21 protein-coding genes are annotated in these 22,626 nt (G+C 53.3%); 7 read left to right on the top strand and 14 right to left on the bottom strand.

The annotated features are described in order from the left end of the window. From clpB to P1U71_RS07410, 10 genes are all read right to left on the bottom strand, one after another. On the bottom strand, nt 1-2,364 hold a 2,364-nt coding region (clpB, locus tag P1U71_RS07455), incomplete at its 3' end, for an ATP-dependent chaperone ClpB (RefSeq protein WP_301104942.1). Nucleotides 2,365-2,614: 250 nt separating this feature from the next. Then, entirely contained in the window at nt 2,615-3,247 is a 633-nt protein-coding gene (locus tag P1U71_RS07450) for a DUF4167 domain-containing protein (RefSeq protein WP_301104941.1), read from the bottom strand. 243 nt (nt 3,248-3,490) lie between these two features. Continuing rightward, a complete protein-coding gene (gene prmC / locus P1U71_RS07445) occupies nt 3,491-4,345 on the bottom strand; it encodes a peptide chain release factor N(5)-glutamine methyltransferase (RefSeq protein WP_301104940.1) in 855 nt (284 codons plus the stop codon). A 4-nt stretch (nt 4,346-4,349) separates the two neighbouring features. Then, a complete protein-coding gene (prfA, locus tag P1U71_RS07440) occupies nt 4,350-5,438 on the bottom strand; it encodes a peptide chain release factor 1 (RefSeq protein ID WP_301104939.1) in 1,089 nt (362 codons plus the stop codon). 9 nt (nt 5,439-5,447) lie between these two features. Then, the gene (hisS, locus tag P1U71_RS07435; RefSeq protein WP_301104938.1) at nt 5,448-6,692 is read right to left on the bottom strand and encodes a histidine--tRNA ligase; all 1,245 of its coding nucleotides are present in this window, start codon (nt 6,690-6,692) and stop codon (nt 5,448-5,450) included. A gap of 37 nt (nt 6,693-6,729) precedes the next feature. Next, on the bottom strand, nt 6,730-7,875 hold the full coding sequence (ispG, locus tag P1U71_RS07430) for a flavodoxin-dependent (E)-4-hydroxy-3-methylbut-2-enyl-diphosphate synthase (protein WP_301104937.1): 1,146 nt from the start codon (nt 7,873-7,875) through the stop codon (nt 6,730-6,732). 125 nt (nt 7,876-8,000) lie between these two features. Beyond that, nucleotides 8,001-9,419 (bottom strand): helix-turn-helix domain-containing protein, encoded by a 1,419-nt coding sequence (locus P1U71_RS07425; protein ID WP_301104936.1) that lies wholly within the window; start codon nt 9,417-9,419, stop codon nt 8,001-8,003. A gap of 82 nt (nt 9,420-9,501) precedes the next feature. After that, a complete protein-coding gene (ptsP, locus tag P1U71_RS07420; protein ID WP_301104935.1) occupies nt 9,502-11,766 on the bottom strand; it encodes a phosphoenolpyruvate--protein phosphotransferase in 2,265 nt (754 codons plus the stop codon). Beyond that, nucleotides 11,767-12,810: a nitronate monooxygenase family protein gene (locus P1U71_RS07415; protein ID WP_301104934.1), complete on the bottom strand. Its 1,044-nt coding sequence runs from the start codon at nt 12,808-12,810 to the stop codon at nt 11,767-11,769. It lies immediately after the preceding gene. Between the two features lies 1 nt (nt 12,811). Continuing rightward, nucleotides 12,812-14,032 carry an aspartate kinase gene (locus P1U71_RS07410; protein ID WP_301104933.1) on the bottom strand — a complete coding sequence of 407 codons (1,221 nt, stop codon included), beginning with the start codon at nt 14,030-14,032 and terminating at the stop codon, nt 12,812-12,814. Nucleotides 14,033-14,211: 179 nt separating this feature from the next. On the opposite strand from P1U71_RS07410, the gene ubiG reads away from it, so the two are divergent. The 3 genes from ubiG to mutT all read left to right on the top strand — a co-directional run bounded on the left by ubiG (nt 14,212) and on the right by mutT (nt 16,695). After that, nucleotides 14,212-14,973 (top strand): bifunctional 2-polyprenyl-6-hydroxyphenol methylase/3-demethylubiquinol 3-O-methyltransferase UbiG, encoded by a 762-nt coding sequence (gene ubiG / locus P1U71_RS07405; protein ID WP_301104932.1) that lies wholly within the window; start codon nt 14,212-14,214, stop codon nt 14,971-14,973. A gap of 74 nt (nt 14,974-15,047) precedes the next feature. Next, complete coding sequence (argJ, locus tag P1U71_RS07400) at nt 15,048-16,280, top strand: bifunctional glutamate N-acetyltransferase/amino-acid acetyltransferase ArgJ (protein WP_301104931.1); 1,233 nt, start codon at nt 15,048-15,050, stop codon at nt 16,278-16,280. After that, nucleotides 16,261-16,695 carry an 8-oxo-dGTP diphosphatase MutT gene (gene mutT, locus P1U71_RS07395; RefSeq protein WP_301104930.1) on the top strand — a complete coding sequence of 145 codons (435 nt, stop codon included), beginning with the start codon at nt 16,261-16,263 and terminating at the stop codon, nt 16,693-16,695. Before argJ ends, mutT begins: the two co-directional genes overlap by 20 nt. Nucleotides 16,696-16,909: 214 nt before the next feature. On the opposite strand, the gene P1U71_RS07390 is transcribed toward mutT, so the two are convergent. Together P1U71_RS07390 and P1U71_RS07385 are read right to left on the bottom strand one after the other, a co-directional pair. Next, complete coding sequence (locus P1U71_RS07390) at nt 16,910-17,248, bottom strand: hypothetical protein (protein ID WP_301104929.1); 339 nt, start codon at nt 17,246-17,248, stop codon at nt 16,910-16,912. Between the two features lie 191 nt (nt 17,249-17,439). Beyond that, on the bottom strand, nt 17,440-18,336 hold the full coding sequence (locus P1U71_RS07385) for a methyltransferase domain-containing protein (protein ID WP_301104928.1): 897 nt from the start codon (nt 18,334-18,336) through the stop codon (nt 17,440-17,442). A gap of 142 nt (nt 18,337-18,478) precedes the next feature. On the opposite strand from P1U71_RS07385, the gene P1U71_RS07380 reads away from it, so the two are divergent. From P1U71_RS07380 to P1U71_RS07370, 3 genes are read left to right on the top strand one after another with little or no spacing between them, the layout of a single operon-like run. Continuing rightward, nucleotides 18,479-19,213, top strand: a complete 735-nt coding sequence (locus P1U71_RS07380) for a ComF family protein (protein WP_301104927.1) — start codon at nt 18,479-18,481, stop codon at nt 19,211-19,213. A 46-nt stretch (nt 19,214-19,259) separates the two neighbouring features. Further along, nucleotides 19,260-19,520, top strand: coding sequence for a glutaredoxin 3 (gene grxC, locus P1U71_RS07375; protein WP_301104926.1), 261 nt, complete (start codon nt 19,260-19,262; stop codon nt 19,518-19,520). An 18-nt stretch (nt 19,521-19,538) separates the two neighbouring features. Continuing rightward, nucleotides 19,539-20,393, top strand: coding sequence for a carbon-nitrogen hydrolase family protein (locus P1U71_RS07370; protein WP_301104925.1), 855 nt, complete (start codon nt 19,539-19,541; stop codon nt 20,391-20,393). A 5-nt stretch (nt 20,394-20,398) separates the two neighbouring features. Here P1U71_RS07370 and P1U71_RS07365 read toward each other — a convergent pair whose 3' ends face one another. Then, the gene (locus P1U71_RS07365) at nt 20,399-20,908 is read right to left on the bottom strand and encodes a bifunctional 2-polyprenyl-6-hydroxyphenol methylase/3-demethylubiquinol 3-O-methyltransferase UbiG (RefSeq protein WP_301104924.1); all 510 of its coding nucleotides are present in this window, start codon (nt 20,906-20,908) and stop codon (nt 20,399-20,401) included. 96 nt (nt 20,909-21,004) lie between these two features. On the opposite strand from P1U71_RS07365, the gene P1U71_RS07360 reads away from it, so the two are divergent. Beyond that, the gene (locus P1U71_RS07360) at nt 21,005-21,445 is read left to right on the top strand and encodes a DUF1178 family protein (protein WP_301104923.1); all 441 of its coding nucleotides are present in this window, start codon (nt 21,005-21,007) and stop codon (nt 21,443-21,445) included. A gap of 76 nt (nt 21,446-21,521) precedes the next feature. On the opposite strand, the gene P1U71_RS07355 is transcribed toward P1U71_RS07360, so the two are convergent. Continuing rightward, nucleotides 21,522-22,490 (bottom strand): peptidylprolyl isomerase, encoded by a 969-nt coding sequence (locus P1U71_RS07355; RefSeq protein ID WP_301104922.1) that lies wholly within the window; start codon nt 22,488-22,490, stop codon nt 21,522-21,524. Nucleotides 22,491-22,626 lie beyond the last annotated feature (136 nt).

Below are 22,626 nucleotides of genomic sequence, written 5' to 3'. Positions count from 1 at the left end.
CCGATCTGCCAGCAGGTTTTGTAAGTGGCCAAGCTGAATATCAACGATGTCGTTCATATTCTCGCGACTCAGGCGATGGAAGATGATCTGTTCATCCAGCCGGTTCAGAAACTCTGGCCGGAAGGAAGCCCTCACGGTTTCCATTACTTTGTGGCGAACAAGTTCGTCATCCACATCGTCACCACTGGACATATGCTCGCTGCCAAGATTGGACGTCAGTATAATGAGAGTATTCTTGAAATCCACTGTCCGGCCCTGACCGTCGGTCAGGCGACCATCATCAAGAACCTGTAGCAGAATGTTGAAAACATCCGGATGCGCTTTTTCAACCTCGTCAAACAGGATGACCTGATACGGGCGCCTTCGTACGGCCTCCGTAATCACACCGCCCTGATCATAGCCAACATATCCTGGAGGCGCACCAATGAGACGCGCAACACTGTGCTTCTCCATATATTCTGACATATCCACACGGAGCAAGGCGTGTTCGTCATCAAACATAAATCCTGCCAACGCCTTGGTCAGTTCCGTCTTGCCCACTCCGGTCGGCCCGAGGAACAGGAAGGAGCCAATCGGCTGGTTCGGATCCTGAAGACCCGCACGGGAGCGCCGAACCGCGTTGGAAACGGCGACAAGTGCCTCTTCCTGGCCGATCACGCGTTTGCGAAGCTCCGTTTCCATATTCAGTAGCTTTTCGCGCTCCCCGGAGAGCATCTTGTCGACCGGAATACCGGTCCAGCGGGAGACAACACCGGCAATATCCTCCTCTTTGACGCTGTCGCGTACAATGGAAGAACCTTCCGCTTCTTCGGCTTCTTCAAGCTGCTTTTCAAGTTCTGGAATGGCGCCATAGGCGAGTTCACCGGCACGTTGCAGGTTGCCTTGCCGCTGAACATTCGCAAGCTCATTGCGCGCCGCGTCAAGCTGCTCTTTAACGCTCTGGGCACGATTGAGCTTTTCTTTCTCCATCTGCCAGCTTTCCGTGAGGTCAGCAGACTGCTTCTCAAGCTCGACCAACTCTGTCTTCAGTTTTTCAAGCCGCTCTTTCGAGGCCTTGTCCGTTTCTTTTTCAAGCGCCGAGGCCTCAATCTTCATTTGCAAAATTTTGCGGTCCAGTTCATCAACTTCCTCGGGCTTGCTGTCCACTTCCATACGCCGACGACTGGCCGCCTCATCCATCAGATCGATGGCTTTGTCCGGAAGGAAGCGATCCGTGATATATCGGTTCGACAGCGTTGCCGACGCAACAAGAGCGCTATCGGAAATCTGCACACCGTGGTGAACCTCGTATTTCTCCTTGAGGCCCCGGAGAATGGAAATCGTATCCTCAACGGTTGGTTCAGAGACGAAGACCGACTGGAACCGGCGCGCCAACGCCGCGTCTTTTTCGATATATTTGCGATACTCATCAAGGGTCGTTGCACCAACGCAGTGAAGCTCACCGCGTGCCAGTGCCGGCTTCAACAGGTTGGACGCATCCATCGACCCTTCTGCGGCCCCTGCCCCGACAAGTGTGTGCAACTCGTCAATAAAGAGAATGATTTCACCGCCCGTCGCGGAAATTTCGGACAGAACCGCTTTCAGCCGTTCCTCAAACTCACCGCGATATTTGGCACCAGCGATCAACTGCCCCAAATCGAGGCTCATCAGTTTCTTGTCTTTCAAACTCTCCGGCACGTCGCCATTGACGATCCGAAGGGCCAACCCTTCGATGATGGCCGTCTTACCAACGCCGGGCTCCCCGATCAGGACCGGGTTGTTCTTGGTCCGGCGCGAGAGCACCTGGATCGTTCGGCGAATTTCTTCATCGCGCCCGATGACCGGATCAAGTTTACCTTTTTTGGCAGCCTCGGTCAGGTCCCGCGCGTATTTATTGAGCGCATCATAGCTCGCTTCCGCCCCGCTGCTATCGGCAGTCCTGCCTTTGCGCAGATCATTAATCGCTTCGTTCAGGCTATTGGCCGTGATCTTCGCATTGTCCAGGATTTTTGCGGATTCCGTTCCCTTCTCCAGCGCGAGCGCAAGAAGAAGTCGCTCCGCCGTTACAAAGCTGTCTCCAGCCTTATCGGCCAGCTTTTCCGCAGAGGCAAAAACGCGTGCAAGCTCCGGCGTCAGACTTACCTGGCCTGCACCGCTGCCCGTCACTTGCGGGAGCTTGGCCATCACGGCCTCAATTCCCTGACGCGCAACACTCGCATCACCGCCCGCTTTGGCGATCAGTCCGCTTGCGAGCCCTTCCTTGTCATCCAGAAGCACTTTCAGAAGATGTTCCGGCGTTAGTCTTTGGTGATTTTCACGTAACGCCAATGTTTGAGCCGATTGGATAAATCCTTTCGACCGATCTGTGTATTTTTCAATATCCATGCTCGTCCTCGACACATAGACCGTTGTTTCTTCGCGCAGCTTCTTATGATCCCTGAGAGGCAATCATTTTGCAAGCCCGCCAACGGCTTCACTACTAGTTTATATGTGGGCGGCGGGAAGGTGATTTCAAGCGGATATTCGAAGCCATTCGCTCCGGAATATGGCATCGGAAACGCAAAAGGGAGGCCTGATCCAGACCTCCCCCATTATTTTTTGTTCCGCAAGTTATTCCCGGAAACCGAAATACAACTCAGTCAGTCGTATTGATTTCTTCCGGGTCTTCTTCACTGACATTCCGGCTGGAGGTCCGGCGCCGAAGGGTTCGCGTCCGGCTCACCTTGCGTTTTGGTTTTGCCGCTTCGTCACCCTCATCATCCGAAATTTCGGTGGATTTGGACGCGTCACTCTCGCTCGCAAGCTCAATGACGGGCTGTTCCGCCGTGCCCAGATCGACAACAACAGGACTACTTTGAGTTTCGTCTTGCCCGCTACTCCCGGACGCTTGTTCTTCATTACTGTGGTTTCTTGATTTGCGCGGCGCCGCGGTCTCACCCTCTGTCGCCGCCGACGCATTTTCGGAACTTTCAGAAGATTGCTTTTCCTTTGGCGGAACCGTATTCGCAGCAATTATCCGAAAATAATGCTCCGCATGCTGGAAATAGCTTTCAGCGGCAACACGGTCGCCCGCTGTCTGGGCATCGCTTCCAAGGGCCGTGTACTTATCGTAAACCTGATTTGCCGTCCCCCGGATTTTTCCATCGGGACCATTGCTGTCATAGTTACGGTTACCGCCATTCTGCCGACGATTGTTTCCTGCTCCGGGTCGATTCCCGCCAGAATTCGTTCGTCCGCCACGGGGACGTCTATTACTACTTACTCTCATAATTGCAATGATTCCGCCAATCTAGAGTTCAAAATTTCACTTTAGTGTAAAATTCATTCAATTCGGGCACCTGCAAAACCCCGCTCGCGCCACCATGATGTCCTTAATCCGGAAGCTCAGGCCTGAATTTGAATTAAATAGCGATCATGGACCTTAAGATCAGGTCTTGTTGTTCACATATGATCTGAAGAAATCCTACAATCTGTTCACGCAATAATCCAACCTTTTTTTTAAAAAAGCGCTCTAATCTCGCAGAATAGCCGATACACATCGTTCAATAGCCCCGATATCCTTATGAAATTGCGGCGATGAGAACCCGGCCTTTTCCATCATTTTCCCCACATCCGGGGCCTGACCGATACCGACTTCGAACACCAATTGGCCACCAGAGCGCAAAATATTCCGGATATTGGAAAGAATGTTCCGATAACAATCGAGGCCATCCACTCCTCCGTCCAGTGCAAGATGCGGCTCAAAATCACGCACTTCCGGCTGAAGATCCGCCAGAGCTCCCGTCAGGATATAGGGGGGATTGCTGATCACAAGGTCGAATTTTTCCCCAAGATCGATATCCCAACTGCCGCGATGGAATTCAGCGCGGGCCTTTATGCCCAACCGACGCGCATTCTCCTGCGCAATGGCAAGGGCAGCGTCGCTAAGATCAACTCCAATGCCTGTCGCCGATGGTATCTCGCTCAAAATCGTCAGCAGCAAGCAGCCGCTTCCCGTCCCGAGATCCAGCACACGCTGCGGCTTAAATCCTTGGCTTCGCGATAACAGCACAGCTTCAATCAGGGTTTCGCTATCGGGTCTCGGGTCCAGAACATCTCCGCTTACCAGGAAATCAAGGCTCCAGAACTCCCGATGCCCTGTCAAATGGGAAAGCGGCTCCCGCGCCGCGCGGCGCTCAACTAGCTGCTTGAACGTCCGCGTCTCCTCCTCGGTCAGTCGGCGATCCGGCTCCCGGTAAAGATATCCTACATCCTCATTTAGGACATACGCCAAGAGGAGGGAGGCATCCCGCTTCACATCGCTTACATCAGCCTGCCGCAATATGCCACTGGCCTCATGCACCAATGATCGAAGGGACGCCGCCATCGGGTTAATCGCCACCCTCGATTTCAGCGAGCAGCGCCGCCTGATCCTCCGAGATCAGTGCCTCGATCACTTCACCAAGAGCTTCGCCCGTCAGCACCTTATCAAGCTTATAGAGGGTGAGGTTAATTCGGTGATCCGTCACGCGTCCTTGCGGGAAATTATAGGTTCGGATGCGCTCTGATCGGTCGCCCGAACCGACTTGCCCTTTTCTATCCGCAGATCTCTCTGCTGCCAGTGCTGCCCGCTGCGCCTCATAAATGCGCGACCGCAGTACACTCATCGCCTTTGCCTTGTTCTTGTGCTGAGACTTCTCGTCCTGCTGCTGCACGACGATGCCTGTTGGAATATGGGTAATACGCACCGCTGAGTCTGTCGTATTAACGGACTGGCCACCCGGACCGGACGCGCGGAAAATATCAACCCGGATATCGCTATCGGCAATTTGCACGTCGACCTCTTCTGCCTCAGGCAGAACCGCCACCGTCGCGGCGGATGTATGGATCCGCCCACCGGTTTCCGTCTCGGGCACGCGCTGCACCCGATGCACGCCGGATTCAAATTTGAGATTGGCGAAGACATTCCGCCCTGTCACCTTGACGACCACTTCCTTAACCCCGCCAAGATCGGATTCTGAAAATGACATGGTTTCACATTTCCAGCCCTGACCTTCGGCATAGCGCTGATACATCCGGTAAAGATCGCCCGCGAAAAGCGCCGCCTCCTCCCCGCCTGTGCCAGCGCGAATTTCCAGAATGGCGTTTTTCTCGTCCGCGTCATCTTTTGGGAGTAGTTGCAGCTTGATGGAATGCTCAAGGTCGGGAATTCGTGTTTTAAGCTCCTCAATCTCCAGCTCCGCCATCTCCTTCATTTCCGCGTCCGTGTCATCACTTTCGAGCATTTCTTCAAGATCGCCGAGTTCGCTACGGGTGGATTGATAGTTCTGGATCGCCTCGACCAGCGGTTTTATCTCTGAATATTCCCGGCTCATCCGCACAAAATCATCCGGCGCCACCTCGCCCATTTCGCCGGACATAGCGGCCTCCAGCTCCTCGGAGCGGGCCTGAATCATTTTGAGCTTATCTTCGGGAAGCATATTCTGACCTTAACTGAGCGCGCCAAGCGCTGCGGAAATATCCGACAAAGCGACTTCGCTCTGCTCGCCCTGATCTAGATCACGAAGGGTGCAGACGTTTCGGGCAAGCTCATCTTCACCGATAAGAACGGCCGCACGAGCATTTAATTTGTTTGCCCGTTTCATGCGCTTGCCGACATTGCCCTTGAAGGCCATTTCAATGCTATGCCCGTCTTGCCGTAGTCGATGGGCTAGCTTTGCGGCAACGGATTCCGCCGCGTCACCGACCGGAATGATAGCGATAGGGCGTATCGATGCAGGTACATCTCCGATCAGCATGGCAAGACGCTCAATGCCGCCGGCCCATCCGATCCCCGGGGTTGGTTTGCCGCCCAATGTTTCGATCAGTCCGTCATAGCGTCCACCGGCGATCACCGCCCCTTGCGCACCCAGCGCCGTGGTCACGAATTCAAAGGCGGTATGGGTATAATAATCCAGCCCGCGCACCAGTCGTCGATTGAGCGAATAGTCAATCCCGAGTAGCGATAACCCTTCCAGCACCTCGGCAAAGAAGTCACTCGAATAACTGTTGAGATAGTCATTGAACAGGGGCGCCTTTTCGACGAGAACCCGATCGTCCTTGTCCTTACTATCAAGAATGCGAAGCGGATTGCGCTCCAGCCGTTCCAGGCTGTCCTTGGAGAGGCTCGATTTATGAGCGCTGAAATACTCGACGAGCGCCGTGCGATAAGCCTGTCGGCTTTCCTGATCTCCGAGGGTATTAATCTCAAGAGAGCAATCCTGCATCACACCGAGCGCACCAAGTATTGACGCCCCAATGGCAATCACCTCTATGTCCGCCTTGGCCTCTGCCGCACCGATACATTCCACATCGATCTGGTGAAACTGCCGTTGTCGGCCTTTCTGCGGGCGTTCATAGCGGAACATCGGACCCGCCGCGAATACCTTGAACGGCACATTCTGCTGCAGCCCGTTGCTGATAAAAGCGCGGCATATCCCGGCGGTATATTCAGGCCGCAGCGTCATGCTTTCCCCGCTCCGGCTTTCAAAGGAATACATTTCCTTCGACACCACATCGGAACTTTCGCCCATTGTGCGCGCAAAAACCTCTGTAAACTCGAAAATCGGCGTTGCCATTTCCGCATAGCCAAAGCGTGCCGCCATTTCCCGCGCAGTCGCCTGCACATGGGCATGGCGCGCAAAATCCTCGGGCAACAGGTCATGGGTGCCGCGGACTGGCTGTGGTAAGGACACGTCTTTTCTCCGTCTTGTAATTTCTTCTCAGGTGGGATCAGGCGATGCGCTTGGCAGCGTGGGTTTCAGTCATATCGCCGCTTTCGTCTAGGGCCTCCAGCTCAGCGGCTTTTGCTTCGACCAGTCCGACAATATGATCCACCATATCCCCGGTCGCCACTTTATGGTCCGTAACGCCGCTCAAGTAAACCATATGATTATCCTTGCCGCCCCCCGTCAGACCGATATCGGTCTCCCGCGCTTCCCCCGGGCCATTGACGACACAACCAATAATCGAGAGGGTGAGCGGTGTCTGAATATGCGCCAGCCGCTCTTCCAGCAACTCAACCGTTTTGATCACGGGAAAGGCCTGCCGCGCGCAGGAGGGACAGGAAATAATCGTCACACCCCGACGGCGCAGCCCGAGGCTTTTCAGGATTTCATAGCCAGCCTTTATTTCCTCAACTGGATCGGCCGAAAGGGACACACGGATTGTATCGCCAATCCCCGACCAGAGCAGCATGCCAAGGCCGATAGAGGATTTCACCGTACCGGAGGACAATCCGCCAGCCTCTGTAATACCGAGGTGGAGCGGATAATCGCATACCTCCGCCAGCCCCTGATAAGCTGCGACAGACAGGAAAACATCGGACGCCTTCACGCTGATCTTGAAATTGAAGAAATCATTATCTTCAAGAATACGGGCGTGGTTCATGGCGGATTCTACCATCGCTTCCGGGCAGGGTTCGCCATATTTCTCCAGCAGTTCGCGCTCAAGGCTACCGGCATTTACCCCGATCCGCATGGAACAGTTATGATCGACCGCAGCCTTGACCACATCCCGTACACGATCAGCCGAGCCAATATTACCAGGATTGATCCTGAGACAGGCCGCGCCCGCCTCCGCCGCCTCAATGCCACGTTTATGATGGAAATGGATATCGGCGATAATGGGAACGCTTGTTTCCCGGATAATTTCCTTAAGCGCGGCTGTGCTCGCCTCATCCGGGCAGGAAACCCGGACCATGTCCGCACCCGCTTCCTCCAGCGCATGAATCTGCCCTATGGTTGCCTTGGCGTCGGACGTCAGGGTATTGGTCATCGACTGCACCGTTATAGGTGCGTCGCCGCCAACAGGCACATCGCCGACAAAAATCTGACGCGATTTCCGGCGGATAATCTCTCGGTAAGGTCTGATGCTCATGGGATCATACTTTTTAAATTAGCGTCAAAAAAAGCCGCTGTCGCGAATTTCGCCTAAAATGGCTGCAAATCGCAGAAATTACAAGTGATACAATTGTTGTCGGTTTTTCAACCTGAAAATCTCAGCTATTGTAAACCGGTATTTTCAAGCAGGCTCTCCGCAACCAACGGGACTTCACGCAAAATCGTCCCAGCCCCGCCGAGAGCCTTAATCTCTTTACCATCCACCCGGATTTCAAGTCCGCCGGCATTTCCCGTAGTGAGGATAAGATCCGGCTCATTCGGCGCCATATAGACGTCCCCCGGTTTGAGCACTCTGGAGAGGACAGGATTTTCATCTGTCGCCTTGACCTCAATCCAGCTTTCCTCCGTTGCGCGAACAACGACGCGAGCGTCCGTATTTTCAACACCAAATGTCCGCGGCAACGGATTTTCGGGCGTATCTGCTGTCTGGAGTTGCGCGGCGGTGGCTGTGTCCAACTTGTCTTGCGGATAGCTGGTGGAAGTCTCCGGTGCTGGTTGAGGCGTTTCCGGCGTAGTCGTTTGCTGCTCCGTTGCCTCTGCCACTGTGGCGGCTTGTGTTTCACGGGTCACGGGATTTTGCGGTGCTTCCACTGCGGATGCTGACGTCGTTTCATCCTCTGCCGTCGACGTGTCAACCGCCGCCATCTCTTCAGGTGATGAAGCCGCACTGTTACTCTCCGACGCCATGGCAGTCGAAGAACTTTCTACAAGTTCCGTCTCCGGGTTTGCAGTCTTGTTCGTTTCTTCAAGATTGTCTGTCGCGGCGCTCTCTTCTGAGGATGTTTCATTTTCGCTTAACGCCGCGACATTCTCACTTTCGGGAGCAGTATTTTCTTCGGACTTGGCTTCAGGGGCCTCTATCACAGCTATAACAGGGCTTTCGGATGAATTCTTCTGGTTCATGGTGACACTGTCGACGCTGGGGTCTCCTGCCGCATTTTCAGGTGAGGTCTCGCCAAGATCGCGAATTTTGCTCACCAGATGCTCCGGCAATTCCGCAACGCGCTCGAAATCAAGACTTTCGCTTTCCTGATACAAGAACCAGCCAGCCAGCAGGATCAGTGCGACGACAAATGTCCCAAGCATGATACCTGCGCCCGGGATACGTCCGCCGGAAGAGGGTTCCGGAAATGCGAGGGATTGCACATGCAATCCGCCACCTTCCTCATTCTTGTAGAGTTCGACAATCGCCACCGCGTCGAGATCGAGTAAATTCGCATAGGATCGCAAAAAGCCGGTCACAAATGTCTGGCCTGGCAGGCTGTTGAAGTTACCTTCTTCCAGCGCATGAACCTGACTTGCACGAAGCCGTAGAATATCTGCAACCTGATGCAGGGAAAGCCCTTTTGCTTCTCGTGCATCACGCAGCTGAGTGCCGACAGAAAGCGGGCCATCCTCCGCTTCCGGTTGATCGTTATTCTCTTCGGGGGTCTTTAACGACAGCCTGTTTCCCTTGGACGCATTTCTGCCGAACAGGTTAGGCTGTGTTACGACATCTCGTCGGTTGCTGTCTTTCGCCATAATGGAATGCCAAATTACCGTTAATTAACTCGTCTCAACAGCTTATCCGCCATTATCGGCGAAAATAAGGAAAGTTCAATCTCTATATTATTATTGAATGATCCCGGGCAAAGGCGCGCAGCTGATCGCGCACCGAATGATCCCGGGATTGACACAGCCCCCGGACAAAATTCTGCAGTTTACTGATATCTGCGCTCAAGGCCATCTCCTTCACCCGCCCGAGGGTTTCAGACGACATGGAAAAATTCCGATATCCCAAACCGAGCAACGCCATCGCTTCAAGAGGACGGCCGGCGATATCACCACAGATAGCAAATGGCTTACCTGCCTGCTCGCAATGTTCCGCGATATTACGTAGAAGCAGCAAAAGACTTGGGCTTAACGTATCATAGCGGTCGCTTACCTTGGGATTGCCGCGATCAACCGCAAAGAAAAATTGCATTAAGTCATTTGATCCAACAGAGATAAAATCAACTTCCTTCAACAAATGCGGCAACTGCCAGACAATTGAGGGAACCTCAATCATAGTGCCAACATTTACCTTCGTCGGCGGCCCGTCTTTGCGTTGCGCGGCTCGCGTCAGCTCCTTATTGAGGAGGAGTTTCGCTTCCTGAAACTCCGCCACTTCCGCAATCATCGGAAACATCAATGACAGTTCACGGCCAGCCGCAGCCTGTACCAGAGCCCGAAGCTGGCTACGCAAGAGAGCCGGTCGGTCAAGCCCGATCCGAATAGCGCGCCAACCAAGCGCCGGGTTTTCTTCTGGTTTGGTCTTGAGATACGGCAGAAGTTTGTCCCCACCGATATCAAGCGTACGAAAGACGACCGGTTTTTTGTCCATTTTGTCCAGAACACGCGAATAAAGCTCCGTCTGTTCGTCAACCTTCGGCATCTGGGAACGAACCATAAATTGCAGCTCGGTTCGAAATAGACCAATTCCATCGGCCCCTAATTCCGGAAAATGATCGATATCAATGAGCAGTCCGGCATTCACATTCAGCTTGAGCGGCACACCATCCTTTGAAATATTAGGCTTATCACGGAGTGCCGCGTATTTTGCCTGCTGCTGCGCGCGCTGACGCTGGCTGCGGGAAAACGCCTGCCGGACATCATCCCCGGGGCGCAGGAATACCTGGCCATGCTCCCCGTCGACGAGCATCAAATCCCCTTGCTCCACGTTATCACGCACATCCGCGCACTGGCCAACTACCGGTACGCCTAGGGCCCGCGCCACAATCGCAACATGACTGGATCGCGTCCCTTCCGCCAGCACGACAGCCTTCAGGCGGCGGCGATCATAGTCGAGCAATTCGGCCGCTCCCATATTGCGCGCAACCACGACCGTATCCTTTTCAAGATTGCGCCGATCAATTTGCGATCGCCCATCAAGATGCAGATAGAGCCGATTTGCAAGATCATCGAGTTCCGACAAACGCTCACGAAGGTATGGATCGGTAATTTCCTTCATCCGGGCACGTGTGTCGTCCTGAACACGTTTGATCGCGGCTTCGGCGGTCAAGCCGCTATTAACAGCCTCCTGCAATTTTTTCAGCCAGCCCTTGTCATGGGCGAACATTTTATAGGCTTCAAAAATTTCCTTCGATTCATCCTTGAAGAGTGTGTTTGTGGCAATCAGCAGCTTGTCGACAGAGCTTTGCAGGGCATTGACGGCGGAATTTAGTCTGGCCATCTCCATCGCGCGATTGCTCGAGATTGCATGAACGACCTCGATCCGGGGTTCGTGAAGCAGCGCAACACCTGCACCCAACCCTTCCGCCAGCACACGTCCGTTAATATGATGCGGTAATGTGGCGTTTCCAGCGGCATCCGAAAATTCCGTCGAGGCCACCATCTGTTCAGAGCTAACAAGCTCCGCCACGACCATGGCAACCGTCTGCAGCGCTTCTACTTCCTCGTCAGTGTAGGATCGCCGCGTTCTGTTCTGAACAGCCAGCACGCCGATAACCCGCCCGCCGCGCAAGATTGGCGTGCCAAGCAGGGAATGATATTCCTCCTCACCTGTTTCCGGACGATAGGCAAATTGCGGGTGTGACTGCGCATCCGACAGATTAAGAGGGCGCGCGCGCGCCGCGATATCACCGACGAGGCCTTCGCCAAAACGCAGGCGGGTCTGATGGACAGAATTCTTCTTGAGGCCTTCGGTTGCGTAAAGCTCAAGCACGTCCCCTGCACGACGCAGATAACAGGAGCAAACTTCGGCGATCATATTACCGGCGATCAGTCTAACAATCTCATTTAGACGCTGTTCCGCATCGCCATGCCCCGCCATAACCTGGTGGAGCTTGCGTAGCAGCAATCTTGGTGCACTGATCCCCAGACCGCTCATTTATGAACTGTCCCTTTGATCTCCATGATTTTCGAAAGAGCCCCGTGCCTGGCTTACGAGTTCTTCCATAATCTCCTCTATCGATTGTTCCTTCTTGACCATGCCAACGCTCTGGCCCGCCATGACAGAACCAAACTCTACATCGCCGTCGATAACTGCCCGGCGCAACGCCCCGGCCCAGAAATGCTCAATGGCGAGCTGGGCAGTTTCCAGGTCCATTTCGCCTGACTTATATTTTGCGATCATCTCATGTTGCGTTTCTATGAATTTCTTGCCCCCCTCGTTATTGAGGGCGCGAACAGGGATAACGGGAAATAATGGATCGACCTGCACTGTTGTTACCGCATCGCGAGCATTGGCGCGCATGAAAGCCTTTTTGAATGCCGGATGCGCAATCGATTCATGTGAGCAAACAAACCGGGTACCAAGCTGGCAGCCTGCCGCGCCCATCCTAAGATACGTAGCAATCGCCTCGCCTCGGCCGATACCCCCCGCGATAAAAACCGGAACATCCGTAATATTCGGTAGAATCTCCTGCGCCAGAACACTTGTCGAAACTGGTCCGATATGCCCGCCCGCCTCCATCCCCTCGATGACCAGCGCGTCGGCGCCCGTGCGGATAAGTTTTTTCCCAAGCGCCAGGGTCGGCGTAAAACAGACGGTTTTCGCGCCACCTTCCTTGATTTTGAGGATTGTTTCCTTCGATGGCACCCCGCCTGCGAGGACGACATGTCCAACGTGAAGAGACAGGCAAACATCGACCAACTTATCAAGATCCGGATGCATGGTAATCAGATTGACGCCGAAGGGCTTGTCGGTCAGTGCCTGTGTCGCTTTGATTTCCGTTTCCAGCAGATCGGGCGTCATCGCGCCGCAGGCGATCACCCCAAAACCACCGGCATTGGAGATTGCCGCCACCAGATTACGCTCTGATACCCAGGACATTGCCCCGCCAAGGATGGCGTATTTCGCGCCAAGGAACTCGCATCCGCGTACCCAGGCTGTTTCCAGGTTCACTGCGCCGTTTATTACGAGATCACCCATATTACGCCGCGTCCAATCCGAACGCCGTATGCAATGTTCTTACGGCGAGCTCCGTATATTCCTCGGCCAGCAGCACACTCACCTTGATTTCAGATGTCGAGATAACCTGGATATTGATCCCCTTTTCCGCCAACGCGGCAAACATTGTCTTGGCAACACCCGCGTGACTGCGCATTCCCATGCCGACGATCGATACCTTGACGACATTTGAATCCGGGACAATCGCCTTGCAGGAGACTTCCCCTTTCAGTTTATCCAGAACCGCCATCGCCTGATCAATTTCTTTTTGCCCGACCGTAAAGGTCAAATCCGTCGCCCGGCCATCCTCCGATACGTTCTGAACGATCATATCGACATTGACATTTGCATCCGCCAGCGCGCCGAAGACAAGCGCCGCCACACCCGGCCTGTCTGCAACCTGTTGCAGCGTTACCTTGGCCTCATCACGGGTGTAGGTAACACCGCTTACAACCTGATGTTCCACAATATCTTCCTCATCTACAACCAATGTTCCGGGTTTATCTTCGAAGCTGGACAGCACCTGCAGCTTCACCCGATGTTTCATCGCCATCTCGACAGATCGCGTTTGCAGGACCTTTGCGCCGAGGGACGCCAACTCTAGCATTTCCTCATAGGTAATTTTATCAAGTTTCGCCGCCTTTGTCGCGATCCGCGGATCGGCGGTATAGATGCCATCAACATCTGTGTAGATATCACATCGATCGGCACCCAGTGCGGCAGCCAATGCCACCGCCGACGTATCAGAACCACCCCGGCCAAGCGTGGTTATGCGATTGTCAGTACCAACGCCTTGAAATCCCGCACAGACGGCCACCTGCTTTTCTGAGAAACGTTTGATGATCTCGCTGCAGTCGATTTCCTCGATCCGCGCCGCACTATGGACCGCGTTCGTTTTCACCGGGATCTGCCAGCCAAGCCAGGACCGGGCAGAAACCCCAAGATCCTGCAGCGCAAGCGATAAAAGCCCGATGGTTACCTGTTCCCCGCTTGAAACAACCACGTCATATTCCCGTGCATCATGCAGGCTGGAAATACCAGACACGAGATCGACGAGCCTGTTGGTATCACCTGACATGGCAGAGACGACAACCGCCACCTCATGGCCGGCATCGACTTCTCGCTTTACTTTATGCGCAACATTCTTGATCCGTTCCACCGTACCAACAGAAGTGCCGCCAAATTTCATCACCAGCCGCGCCATGGCCGCATTACCTCTCCCCCCGCCTGTCGCGAGGGCCCAAACATTATCTAAAAATCACAAATACCCTTTGGTCTTAAAGGAGCGTATACTTATACTTAACAAGGGGTGCGGGGCAAGCACCGCGTTGGTTTTTATTGCAAAAGAACAACTTTTATTAAGGCATGTAGCGACGAGGTATTATGGACAACACAGCCAAGGCGAAATCAGTCGATCCTGGGGAAATTGCCAATTTCGCGGCGATGGCGAATGAATGGTGGGACGAAAACGGAAAGTTCAAGCCGCTGCACAAGTTCAATCCGATTCGTATTGGCTATATCCGTGACACGGTTATCGATCATTTCGGCCTGCAGATGGATGACGCCATTGTCAAGCTGAAGCCCTTTAAGGGATTACGGATCCTTGATATCGGCTGTGGCGGTGGATTGCTGTCCGAACCGATGGCGCGCTTAGGCGCAAATGTTGTGGCGGCGGACGCAGCCGAGAAAAATATCCAGATTGCGAAACTGCATGCGGAAAAGTCCGGCCTGCAAATCGATTACCGCCACACAACGGCAGAGGACCTCGCCGCTGCCGGTGAGCAATTTGATGTCATCCTGAATATGGAAGTGATCGAGCATGTCGCCGACATCGAAGGATTTATTGGGGCCTGCTCCTCCATGCTCAAGCCCGGCGGGATCATGTTTATTGCGACATTGAACCGCACGGCCAAGAGCTTCGCCTTCGCCATCGTCGGTGCGGAATATGTTCTGCGCTGGCTACCCAAAGGCACTCACAGCTGGAAAAAGTTTCTAAAACCCTCCGAAGTTGCCCGCCTGGTTCGTGGCAATAGTCTCTCCGTTCATGACATCTCCGGCGCGACCTATAATCCGTTTGAGGATCGCTGGCATTTGAGTAAGGATCTCAGTGTCAACTATATGATTGCCGCCGTGAAACCGGAATAGCTTTCGTAAATCCGAATTGACCCGCCCCCGGGCTTTACCTTAAGTGGATATGTTTGTATTCAAAGAGATCTGTTATGGCCTTAAAAAAATCTCCCTTGGCGCCGGAAGCCTTTCCCGACTTTCCCGAAATTCGCGGCGTGAGATTTGCAAGCGGTAATTCCGGCATGCGTTATAAAGGACGCGATGATGTCTTACTCGCGGAATTTGATCCCGGCACGACAGTTGCGGGCGTCTTCACGAAAAATGCCATGCCCGGTGCCCCCGTCGATTGGGGCCGGGAAATACTACCCTCGGGCCAGGCACGTGGACTTGTTGTCAATGCTGGAATCGCGAATGTCTTTACCGGCGCTGCGGGCCGTAAAACAGTGGAAGATACAGCGGCGGCGGCGGCGCAATTACTGAATGCTTCTCCAGAGCAAATCTACATCGCCTCAACGGGAGTAATTGGCGAACGGGTCCCGACCGAGAAAATCACAAACATCTTGCCGCGCCTCGCGGAGGATCTCTCCGTGGATGCTGGCGAAGCGGCAGCAAACTGTATTTTAACAACGGATACATTTGCCAAGGGCGCCGTCGCCACTGCGAAGGTTGGCGATAAAATGGTGACGATAGCCGGATTTGCCAAAGGATCAGGCATGATCGCACCCGATATGGCGACGATGCTATCCTTCATCTTTACGGATGCGGCGATCCCGGCACTGATTCTCCAGCAGCTATTAAGCGAAGCAAACGAGAAAAGCTTCAATTGCGTGACGGTCGATTCCGATACATCGACCAGCGATACCGTTTTGCTTTTTGCCACCGGACGTGCGGAGAATGAACCTCCGGTAGCCAATACGGATGATAGCCTTGCCGATTTTAAGCATGCCTTGCTCGGCGTTATGACCGATCTCGCCAAGCAGGTCGCAAAAGATGGTGAAGGGGCCAGCAAATTTATTGCGGTCAAGGTCACCGGCGCCGAAAGTGATTCTGCCGCCAAGACCATCGCGCTCGCCATTGCCAACTCGCCACTTGTGAAAACGGCTATCGCGGGTGAAGACGCAAACTGGGGCCGGATCATCATGGCCGTCGGGAAATCCGGTGAAAAAGCGGATCGTGATAGAATGAGCCTTAAAATCGGCGGTATTCTTATTGCCGAAGATGGCAGCCGCGCCATGTCCTATCGGGAAGAAGATGTCATGCCCCATATGAAAGGCCAGGAGATCGACATAGAGGTAAATGTCGCGGTCGGCGGCGGAAGCTCTTTCGCCTGGACCTGCGACCTCACTCACGGATATATCGAGATAAATGCAGACTACCGAAGCTAAACCAATGACAACGGCCCGACCAACAATCCTCGTGGCGGCCGTCGCCCTTGTGGATGATGACAATCGTGTTCTGATCGCCCAGCGCCCAGAAGGCAAGAGCATGGCCGGTCTTTGGGAATTTCCGGGCGGCAAGGTCGAACCCGGAGAAACGCCGGAGATCGCGCTGATCCGAGAATTACGGGAAGAACTCACTATTGACGTGACAGAAGCCTGCCTCGCCCCCTTTACCTTCGCGAGCCATCTCTATGAAAAATTCCATCTCCTGATGCCGCTATATGTCTGCCGCCGCTGGCACGGCATCCCGCGCCCGGCGGAGGGCCAAACCCTCAAATGGGTGCGCGCCAACCGGCTTACGGAGTATGAAATGCCGCCTGCAGATGTGCCACTGATCGCGATGCTGCGGGATTTGCTGTAAGGAAAATGGCGAAACTCCGCCCAGAAACCAAAAAGGTCGGCATTTGGACTTTCTCCTCATCCAAAAGCCGACCCAGGCAACCTAACTCTCACTAAAAAGAGCCAGAACTCTGGGCAGGCACCAAAACGCCCATCGTTCTTTCTAGGTGTACATTACGAATTACAAACAAAAATGATTGCTATGGCAACTGTTTTTATTTCCACTATTAGTCATATTAACTCTGAACCGTCTTAAGCTGCCGCTCTGTTTGTAGAATGAGATCACGGATTTCTTCATACATAACAATGGATAGGTCGATGTAATTTTGTGTCGGCTTCACTAAAGTACGGCGCAGATCGCTTTCATCTCTTTCAAGCAGGATCAGTTCATCCGCCACCATGGATTGAAGGATTTTTTGCAGGCTAGAGCGTCCAAGGCCCGTGACAGACGCCAGTGCCTCCAAATCAATCTCGCGCTGATTCATGCGGCGATAACTAAGCGCCAAGCCCACAAGATAAAGATTTTTGGCCTGACCGGGGTCCCGTCGCCCTCGGATAATCTGTATTTCAGCCAAGAAGTGATTTATAATCCTATACTCTTCGGCGCTTAAGCTCCGTCCGTCCAGGATTTCCTCAATTGTACGCATAATGAAATATTACTCGATCAAGCATTGAATTAATGATTATCAATACTATCGACTAAAATGAAGACGGACCGCAACCATTAACGACGAAATTTTTACAGTTGTGGTTATTTAAGATATTGCTACTTTTCCAGATAATTCCGAAGATCAACTTTGCCGCTGCCACGTTTGCTTGGCTTTTGCTGGCTTTCATGGGGTGCCCAGCCAGACATATAGATGATCTGAAATGTGGCGGGAATACGCCCCTCTTCATCAGCGTAATTTTCAATATACAGCTCCGCGGCGCGGAGCATTATCCGGCGCGGCGTAAAATGTTTCTGCCGCGAAAGAAGCGCGTTTGTCTCCCCCATACCGCGCAATTCATGCATCAGGGCGAATGGATGCTCATACTTCAATGTAATCAAATCGGTGTCCGTAACCGGTAGAGCGAGGCCGGCACGCTGCAGCAGGGAGCCGGCATCCCGAATCTCTGTGAAAGGAGAAACGCGCGGGCTGACGCCGCCGGTTATTTCCGATTCGGCCTCAATCAGGCAGGTCTTTAACTCCTGTAGACTTTCTATGCCGAAGAGCGCCCCCAGAAAGAGCCCGTTTGGCTTTAAGCACCGTGTAATCTGAGAAAGCGCGCCGGGAAGGTCGTTCGTCCAGTGAAGGCCAAGAACGCTGCCCACAAGGTCAAACGAATTTTCCTTGAATGGCAAAAATTCCTCATCCGCCACAACGGCAGCAGATATTGCATTATTCAGAACGACCGCAGTGAGGTCTGTGCGAAGAACCCTGTCGGCTTTCTTCATCGCAATCAGCTTGTCACCAAAGGTGCCGTCCCGTCCCCCAAGGTCCAGGGCAAGGCTGAAGGATTGATTGATATCCAGCAGACGTTCCGCCATCCGTTCCGCCACTTCATTGAATAAAAACCGATGACGTGGCCAGTCGAGACCGGCCGCGCGTCTGCGATGCTCAGCGACCAGCGCTCGGTCAAACAGGATTTGCTCTGGCGGAAGGAGCGATGTGGTTCTTTTCATTCCGCGTTTATGACAGCTTCTTTGTGCAGAGACAAACGCCGCGATAAATTTTGCCCCTATCCGGGCCAACTAAACATATGGATTTGGGAGCCATTACCGTATACTTCATTAAATGAGCCTCTCCACTACCACGCGCCTACTGATGCATTTACAGAAAACGGCCCTGGACGCGATTTTCCCGCCGGGCTGCGTTAGCTGCGCGGAACCAATTGATACACCGGGCAACCTGTGCGCCCAGTGCTGGCCGGAGATGACCTATCTCTCGGCTCCCTTTTGCGATATATGCGGCTTCCCGTTTGAGTATGACGCCGGTGATGGTTTCGTTTGCGCGACCTGCCTGAGACAACCACCCGTTTTTTCAAGGGCCCGCGCCGTCCTTAAATATGATGACGCGAGTCGGGATATGATCCTCGGGTACAAACATTCGGACCAGACAAATCGGGCGCCGGCCTTTGCGAAATGGATGCGTCGCGCCGGAGCTGACCTGATCAACGACTGCGACGTTATTTGCCCGGTTCCGCTGCATCACAAAAGGCTGATCAGGCGCCGCTTTAATCAATCGGCCTTGCTGGCAGGAGAGATTGGTGCTCTTGCGGGCAAACCGGTCATTCATGACCTCATTACAAGGAAGCGTCCGACACGATCTCAGGGAGGATTGAGCGCGAAAGCACGTCTTCGAAATGTAAGAGGGGTGTTCGACATTACCCCTACGCGCAAAACCCTCCTCGACGGAGCAGCAGTGCTGTTGATTGACGATGTGCTGACCACGGGGGCAACTGTCAATGCCTGTAGCAGAGCCCTTTTGGACGGTGGAGCCGTAAAAGTTGACGTCCTGACCTTCAGCCGGGTTGTCCGTGCTTCAAACACGGCTATATAGTACAAGACAACGGCGCGGATCACTCTCTGAAGTAAAGAAATTACTCATGAAAAATGTTGAAATATATACAACGATGTTTTGCCCCTTCTGCTCACGCGCGAAGAAACTACTCAATAGCAAGGGTGTAGATTATAAAGAGATCGATGTTACTGTGGCAGGCGATCTTCGCGAGGAAATGACCCGCCGGGCAGGTGGCGCCTACACGGTCCCGCAGGTTTTTGTGGACGGCGAGCATGTCGGCGATAGCGACTATCTCCATTCGCTTGATGCAAATGGAAAACTTGATAAGATTTTGGGGGTCAGTTGATCCCAAAAGGAGAGCATAATGTCATCTTTTACCGCAGCCTGCGTACAAATGACGAGCAAAGGTAACGTTCAAGAGAATCGTGAAGTCGCGACAGGCTTGATTAAAGAGGCCGCCAGTGCCGGTGCAGACTTCATTGCAACGCCCGAGGTCACCAACATGTTGGAGCCGAACAAGGCGGAAGCCCGGGCAAAAGCGCAGCTACAGGAAGATGACATCACCCTCAAAGCCTTTCGGTCCCTCGCAGAGGACACCGGAAAATGGATCCTGGCGGGCTCCCTTGTGATCAAGAAGCCGGATGACGAACGCCTCGCCAACCGGTCCTTTCTGATTCGACCCGACGGCCAAATTGCAGCTCAATATGACAAAATCCATATGTTCGATGTCGAACTGGACACAGGTGAATCCCACAAGGAAAGCCGCGCCTATGCGCCGGGCGATGCGGCCCATCTGGCTGAGTCGACGTGGGGCATGGTTGGAATGTCAGTCTGCTATGACGTGCGGTTTGCCCATCTATATCAAAAGCTGGCGCTTGCTGGCGCAGGCGTTTTGACGGTGCCAGCGGCCTTTACCGCGACGACGGGAGAAGCCCATTGGCATGTCCTTCTTCGCGCCAGGGCAATTGAAAATGGCGCCTTTGTCATCGCGCCCGCGCAATGCGGCCAGCATTCCGAGAAAAGGCGCACCTATGGACATTCTCTGATTATTGATCCTTGGGGTAAAATTCTGGCCGAAGCCGGAGAGGAACCTGGGTTTATCACGGCGGAGATCAACCTGGCGCATATCGCAAAACGGCGTCAGCAAATTCCGAACTTGCGAAATATCCGGAACTTTACCTTGCACACACCAGACTCTGTCGCAGACGCAGCGGAGTAATCCCGCTAACGCGGCTTTCTGGCAACGATGGATTGACGGCAGGCGGGCGTTGGCGCAGCAACCTCTCCTTCGGAAAAATAGACGACCTCAAGGTGGCCGCCGAAAAATTCCATAAGCTCCCCCGGCGCGAGAAGAAAATCCGGATTACTCGGGCGACCGAATTTTTCATTTCCTTGCATGAAGGTCTCATAAATCAAGACCCCACCCGGCGAAAGTGCTGCGGTAATATCGGCAAACAAAGAACGCCAGAGATAGTTGACAACAACAATCCCGGAAAAAGAGTTCGCGGCAAAAGGCCAACTCTCATTCTCCAGATCCGCTTGCTGGATGGTAAGCCCCTCCCGCCCCCGATGGGCTGAGATGGCGGTGATGTCTATATCAACTGCAATTACCTCATAACCGGTATCAAGCAAGTAAAGGCTATGCCGCCCCTTACCACAGGCGAGATCCAGAACCGGCTTTTCTTGTGGTATGAGATGCGCATGTTTCTCGATCCAGGGTGATACCGGCTGCATGAAACTCCTCTCATGGGTCATCGAAAGCTTGTGTTTAGCTGGAAATGGATTATTTCTTATACATATGGATTTTCGTCAACATAACATTTTCTGCAGATGATTAAGTACGGTCTTAAATGTGATAACGCCCATGTGTTTGAAGCATGGTTTAAAAACAGCGCCACCTATGATGAGCAGGCGGCGGCGGGAGATGTTCTGTGCGCCGTTTGCGGATCGACAAATATTGCCAAGGCCCCCATGGCTCCCGCAGTTCCGCGCAAAGGTGGACCGGCCACTTCCCGGTATGAGGAAACGGCAAAAGCGGAAACTGAAAAGGCTGCCGCCGCCATGACGGCGCTTCGTGAATTTCGCAAAACTGTAGAAGCAAATTGCGATTATGTTGGCCCTCGTTTCGCCGAAGAAGCCCGCAAGATGCATTACGGCGAAGTTGAGCAGCACGGCATCTATGGAGAGGCAACACCCGAGGAAAGCAATGAACTCCGGGAAGAAGGCGTCGAAGTTGCCGAAATCCCCTGGCTACCGATAACAGACGCCTGATCTCGCACAGCGCGCCCAAATGAAAAGGCCCGGAAGTCCCGGGCCTTTTCATTTGGGCTGGAAGTTTGAGAACCGGCTATTCCGTTTTGGTTTCTTCAGTTTTGGTTTCTTCTTTGGCTCCATCTTCTTTGGCAGCCTCTTCCGCTTTTTCTTCCTCGGTTGGCGTCATCAGAATAATAGAAGCATCCGCCTTCAATTCTTCAAGCAACTTGTCGATAACGGAACTGCTTACTTTTGAGCGAAGTTCCTGTTCTTTTTCTTCAAATGTTGGCGCTTCGGTGTTCCGTTTGTCTTCAGACTTGATGACATGATATCCAAACTGCGTTTTCACCGGCGTCTTTGTATATTCCCCGGTGTTCAGGCTAAAGGCGGCATCGGCGAATTCCGGCACCATGCTTTGTTTTGTGAAATAGCCAAGATCACCGCCATTGGGACCGGACGGGCCGGTTGAGTATTCCTTCGCAAGCTCCTCGAAATTGCCGCCATCATCGAGCAATTTAATCATGTCATTGGCTTCTTCTTCCGTCTTGAGCAGGATGTGTCGGGCGTGAAGCTGCTCTTCGGGTGTAAAGTCAGCAACGGATTTGTTATATTCTTCCTTTAGAAGCTCATCTGTCACCAGTTCTTCAATCTTGTTTGTGATGTAAAACTCTTGCATCAACTGATTACGAACCGTGTCCATACGATCCTGGAACTCTTTCTTATCACCCATCTTTTCCGCTTCGGCGGCCTGGGAAATCACTTCCATGCTGATCATCTGCTGCAACAGTTGCTCTTTAATAAATTCAATCGGCGCCTGGCGATACTGCGCCGGTAGCGATGCATAGAGCGTTTCAATGTCAGACGACGTAATATCCTTGCCATTCACCGTCGCCAGCACTTCACCATCGGATTTCGCCGGTTTCTCATCAGATTTCATCTCTGCCATTTCGGAGGCAATCATATCAGCGCCGGGGACAACACCACCCTGCGTGCCGACGTAATAGCCAATGGCCAGACAGAGCACTGCAACGATAGCCAGTGAAAAATAATGCAATGATTTCATAATATTAAAGTCCCAATCTGTATCTGCGCACCCGAAAAAGCCAAAGTGCCCTTCCTGCGCTCCAAGAGTTCAAGCGAATATAGTAATATTTCACTTCAGAACAACCTTTCATGCGCTGCATGGATTTTTTTCCATA

The sequence above is a fragment of the Sneathiella sp. genome, assembly GCF_029233945.1.
GTDB lineage: Bacteria > Pseudomonadota > Alphaproteobacteria > Sneathiellales > Sneathiellaceae > Sneathiella.
The sequence above is the reverse complement of the archived record's forward strand: the minus strand, read 5'-3'. Positions and strand labels throughout refer to the sequence as shown.

Coding starts and splice junctions, on each gene's coding strand:
- P1U71_RS07450 (WP_301104941.1), bottom strand. CDS start 3,247: ATGAGAGTAAGTAGTAATAGACGTCCCCGTGGCGGACGAACGAATTCT.
- prmC (WP_301104940.1), bottom strand. CDS start 4,345: ATGGCGGCGTCCCTTCGATCATTGGTGCATGAGGCCAGTGGCATATTG.
- prfA (WP_301104939.1), bottom strand. CDS start 5,438: ATGCTTCCCGAAGATAAGCTCAAAATGATTCAGGCCCGCTCCGAGGAG.
- ispG (WP_301104937.1), bottom strand. CDS start 7,875: ATGAGCATCAGACCTTACCGAGAGATTATCCGCCGGAAATCGCGTCAG.
- P1U71_RS07425 (WP_301104936.1), bottom strand. CDS start 9,419: ATGGCGAAAGACAGCAACCGACGAGATGTCGTAACACAGCCTAACCTG.
- ptsP (WP_301104935.1), bottom strand. CDS start 11,766: ATGAGCGGTCTGGGGATCAGTGCACCAAGATTGCTGCTACGCAAGCTC.
- P1U71_RS07415 (WP_301104934.1), bottom strand. CDS start 12,810: ATGGGTGATCTCGTAATAAACGGCGCAGTGAACCTGGAAACAGCCTGG.
- P1U71_RS07410 (WP_301104933.1), bottom strand. CDS start 14,032: ATGGCGCGGCTGGTGATGAAATTTGGCGGCACTTCTGTTGGTACGGTG.
- ubiG (WP_301104932.1), top strand. CDS start 14,212: ATGGACAACACAGCCAAGGCGAAATCAGTCGATCCTGGGGAAATTGCC.
- argJ (WP_301104931.1), top strand. CDS start 15,048: ATGGCCTTAAAAAAATCTCCCTTGGCGCCGGAAGCCTTTCCCGACTTT.
- mutT (WP_301104930.1), top strand. CDS start 16,261: ATGCAGACTACCGAAGCTAAACCAATGACAACGGCCCGACCAACAATC.
- P1U71_RS07385 (WP_301104928.1), bottom strand. CDS start 18,336: ATGAAAAGAACCACATCGCTCCTTCCGCCAGAGCAAATCCTGTTTGAC.
- P1U71_RS07380 (WP_301104927.1), top strand. CDS start 18,479: ATGCATTTACAGAAAACGGCCCTGGACGCGATTTTCCCGCCGGGCTGC.
- grxC (WP_301104926.1), top strand. CDS start 19,260: ATGAAAAATGTTGAAATATATACAACGATGTTTTGCCCCTTCTGCTCA.
- P1U71_RS07370 (WP_301104925.1), top strand. CDS start 19,539: ATGTCATCTTTTACCGCAGCCTGCGTACAAATGACGAGCAAAGGTAAC.
- P1U71_RS07365 (WP_301104924.1), bottom strand. CDS start 20,908: ATGCAGCCGGTATCACCCTGGATCGAGAAACATGCGCATCTCATACCA.
- P1U71_RS07360 (WP_301104923.1), top strand. CDS start 21,005: ATGATTAAGTACGGTCTTAAATGTGATAACGCCCATGTGTTTGAAGCA.
- P1U71_RS07355 (WP_301104922.1), bottom strand. CDS start 22,490: ATGAAATCATTGCATTATTTTTCACTGGCTATCGTTGCAGTGCTCTGT.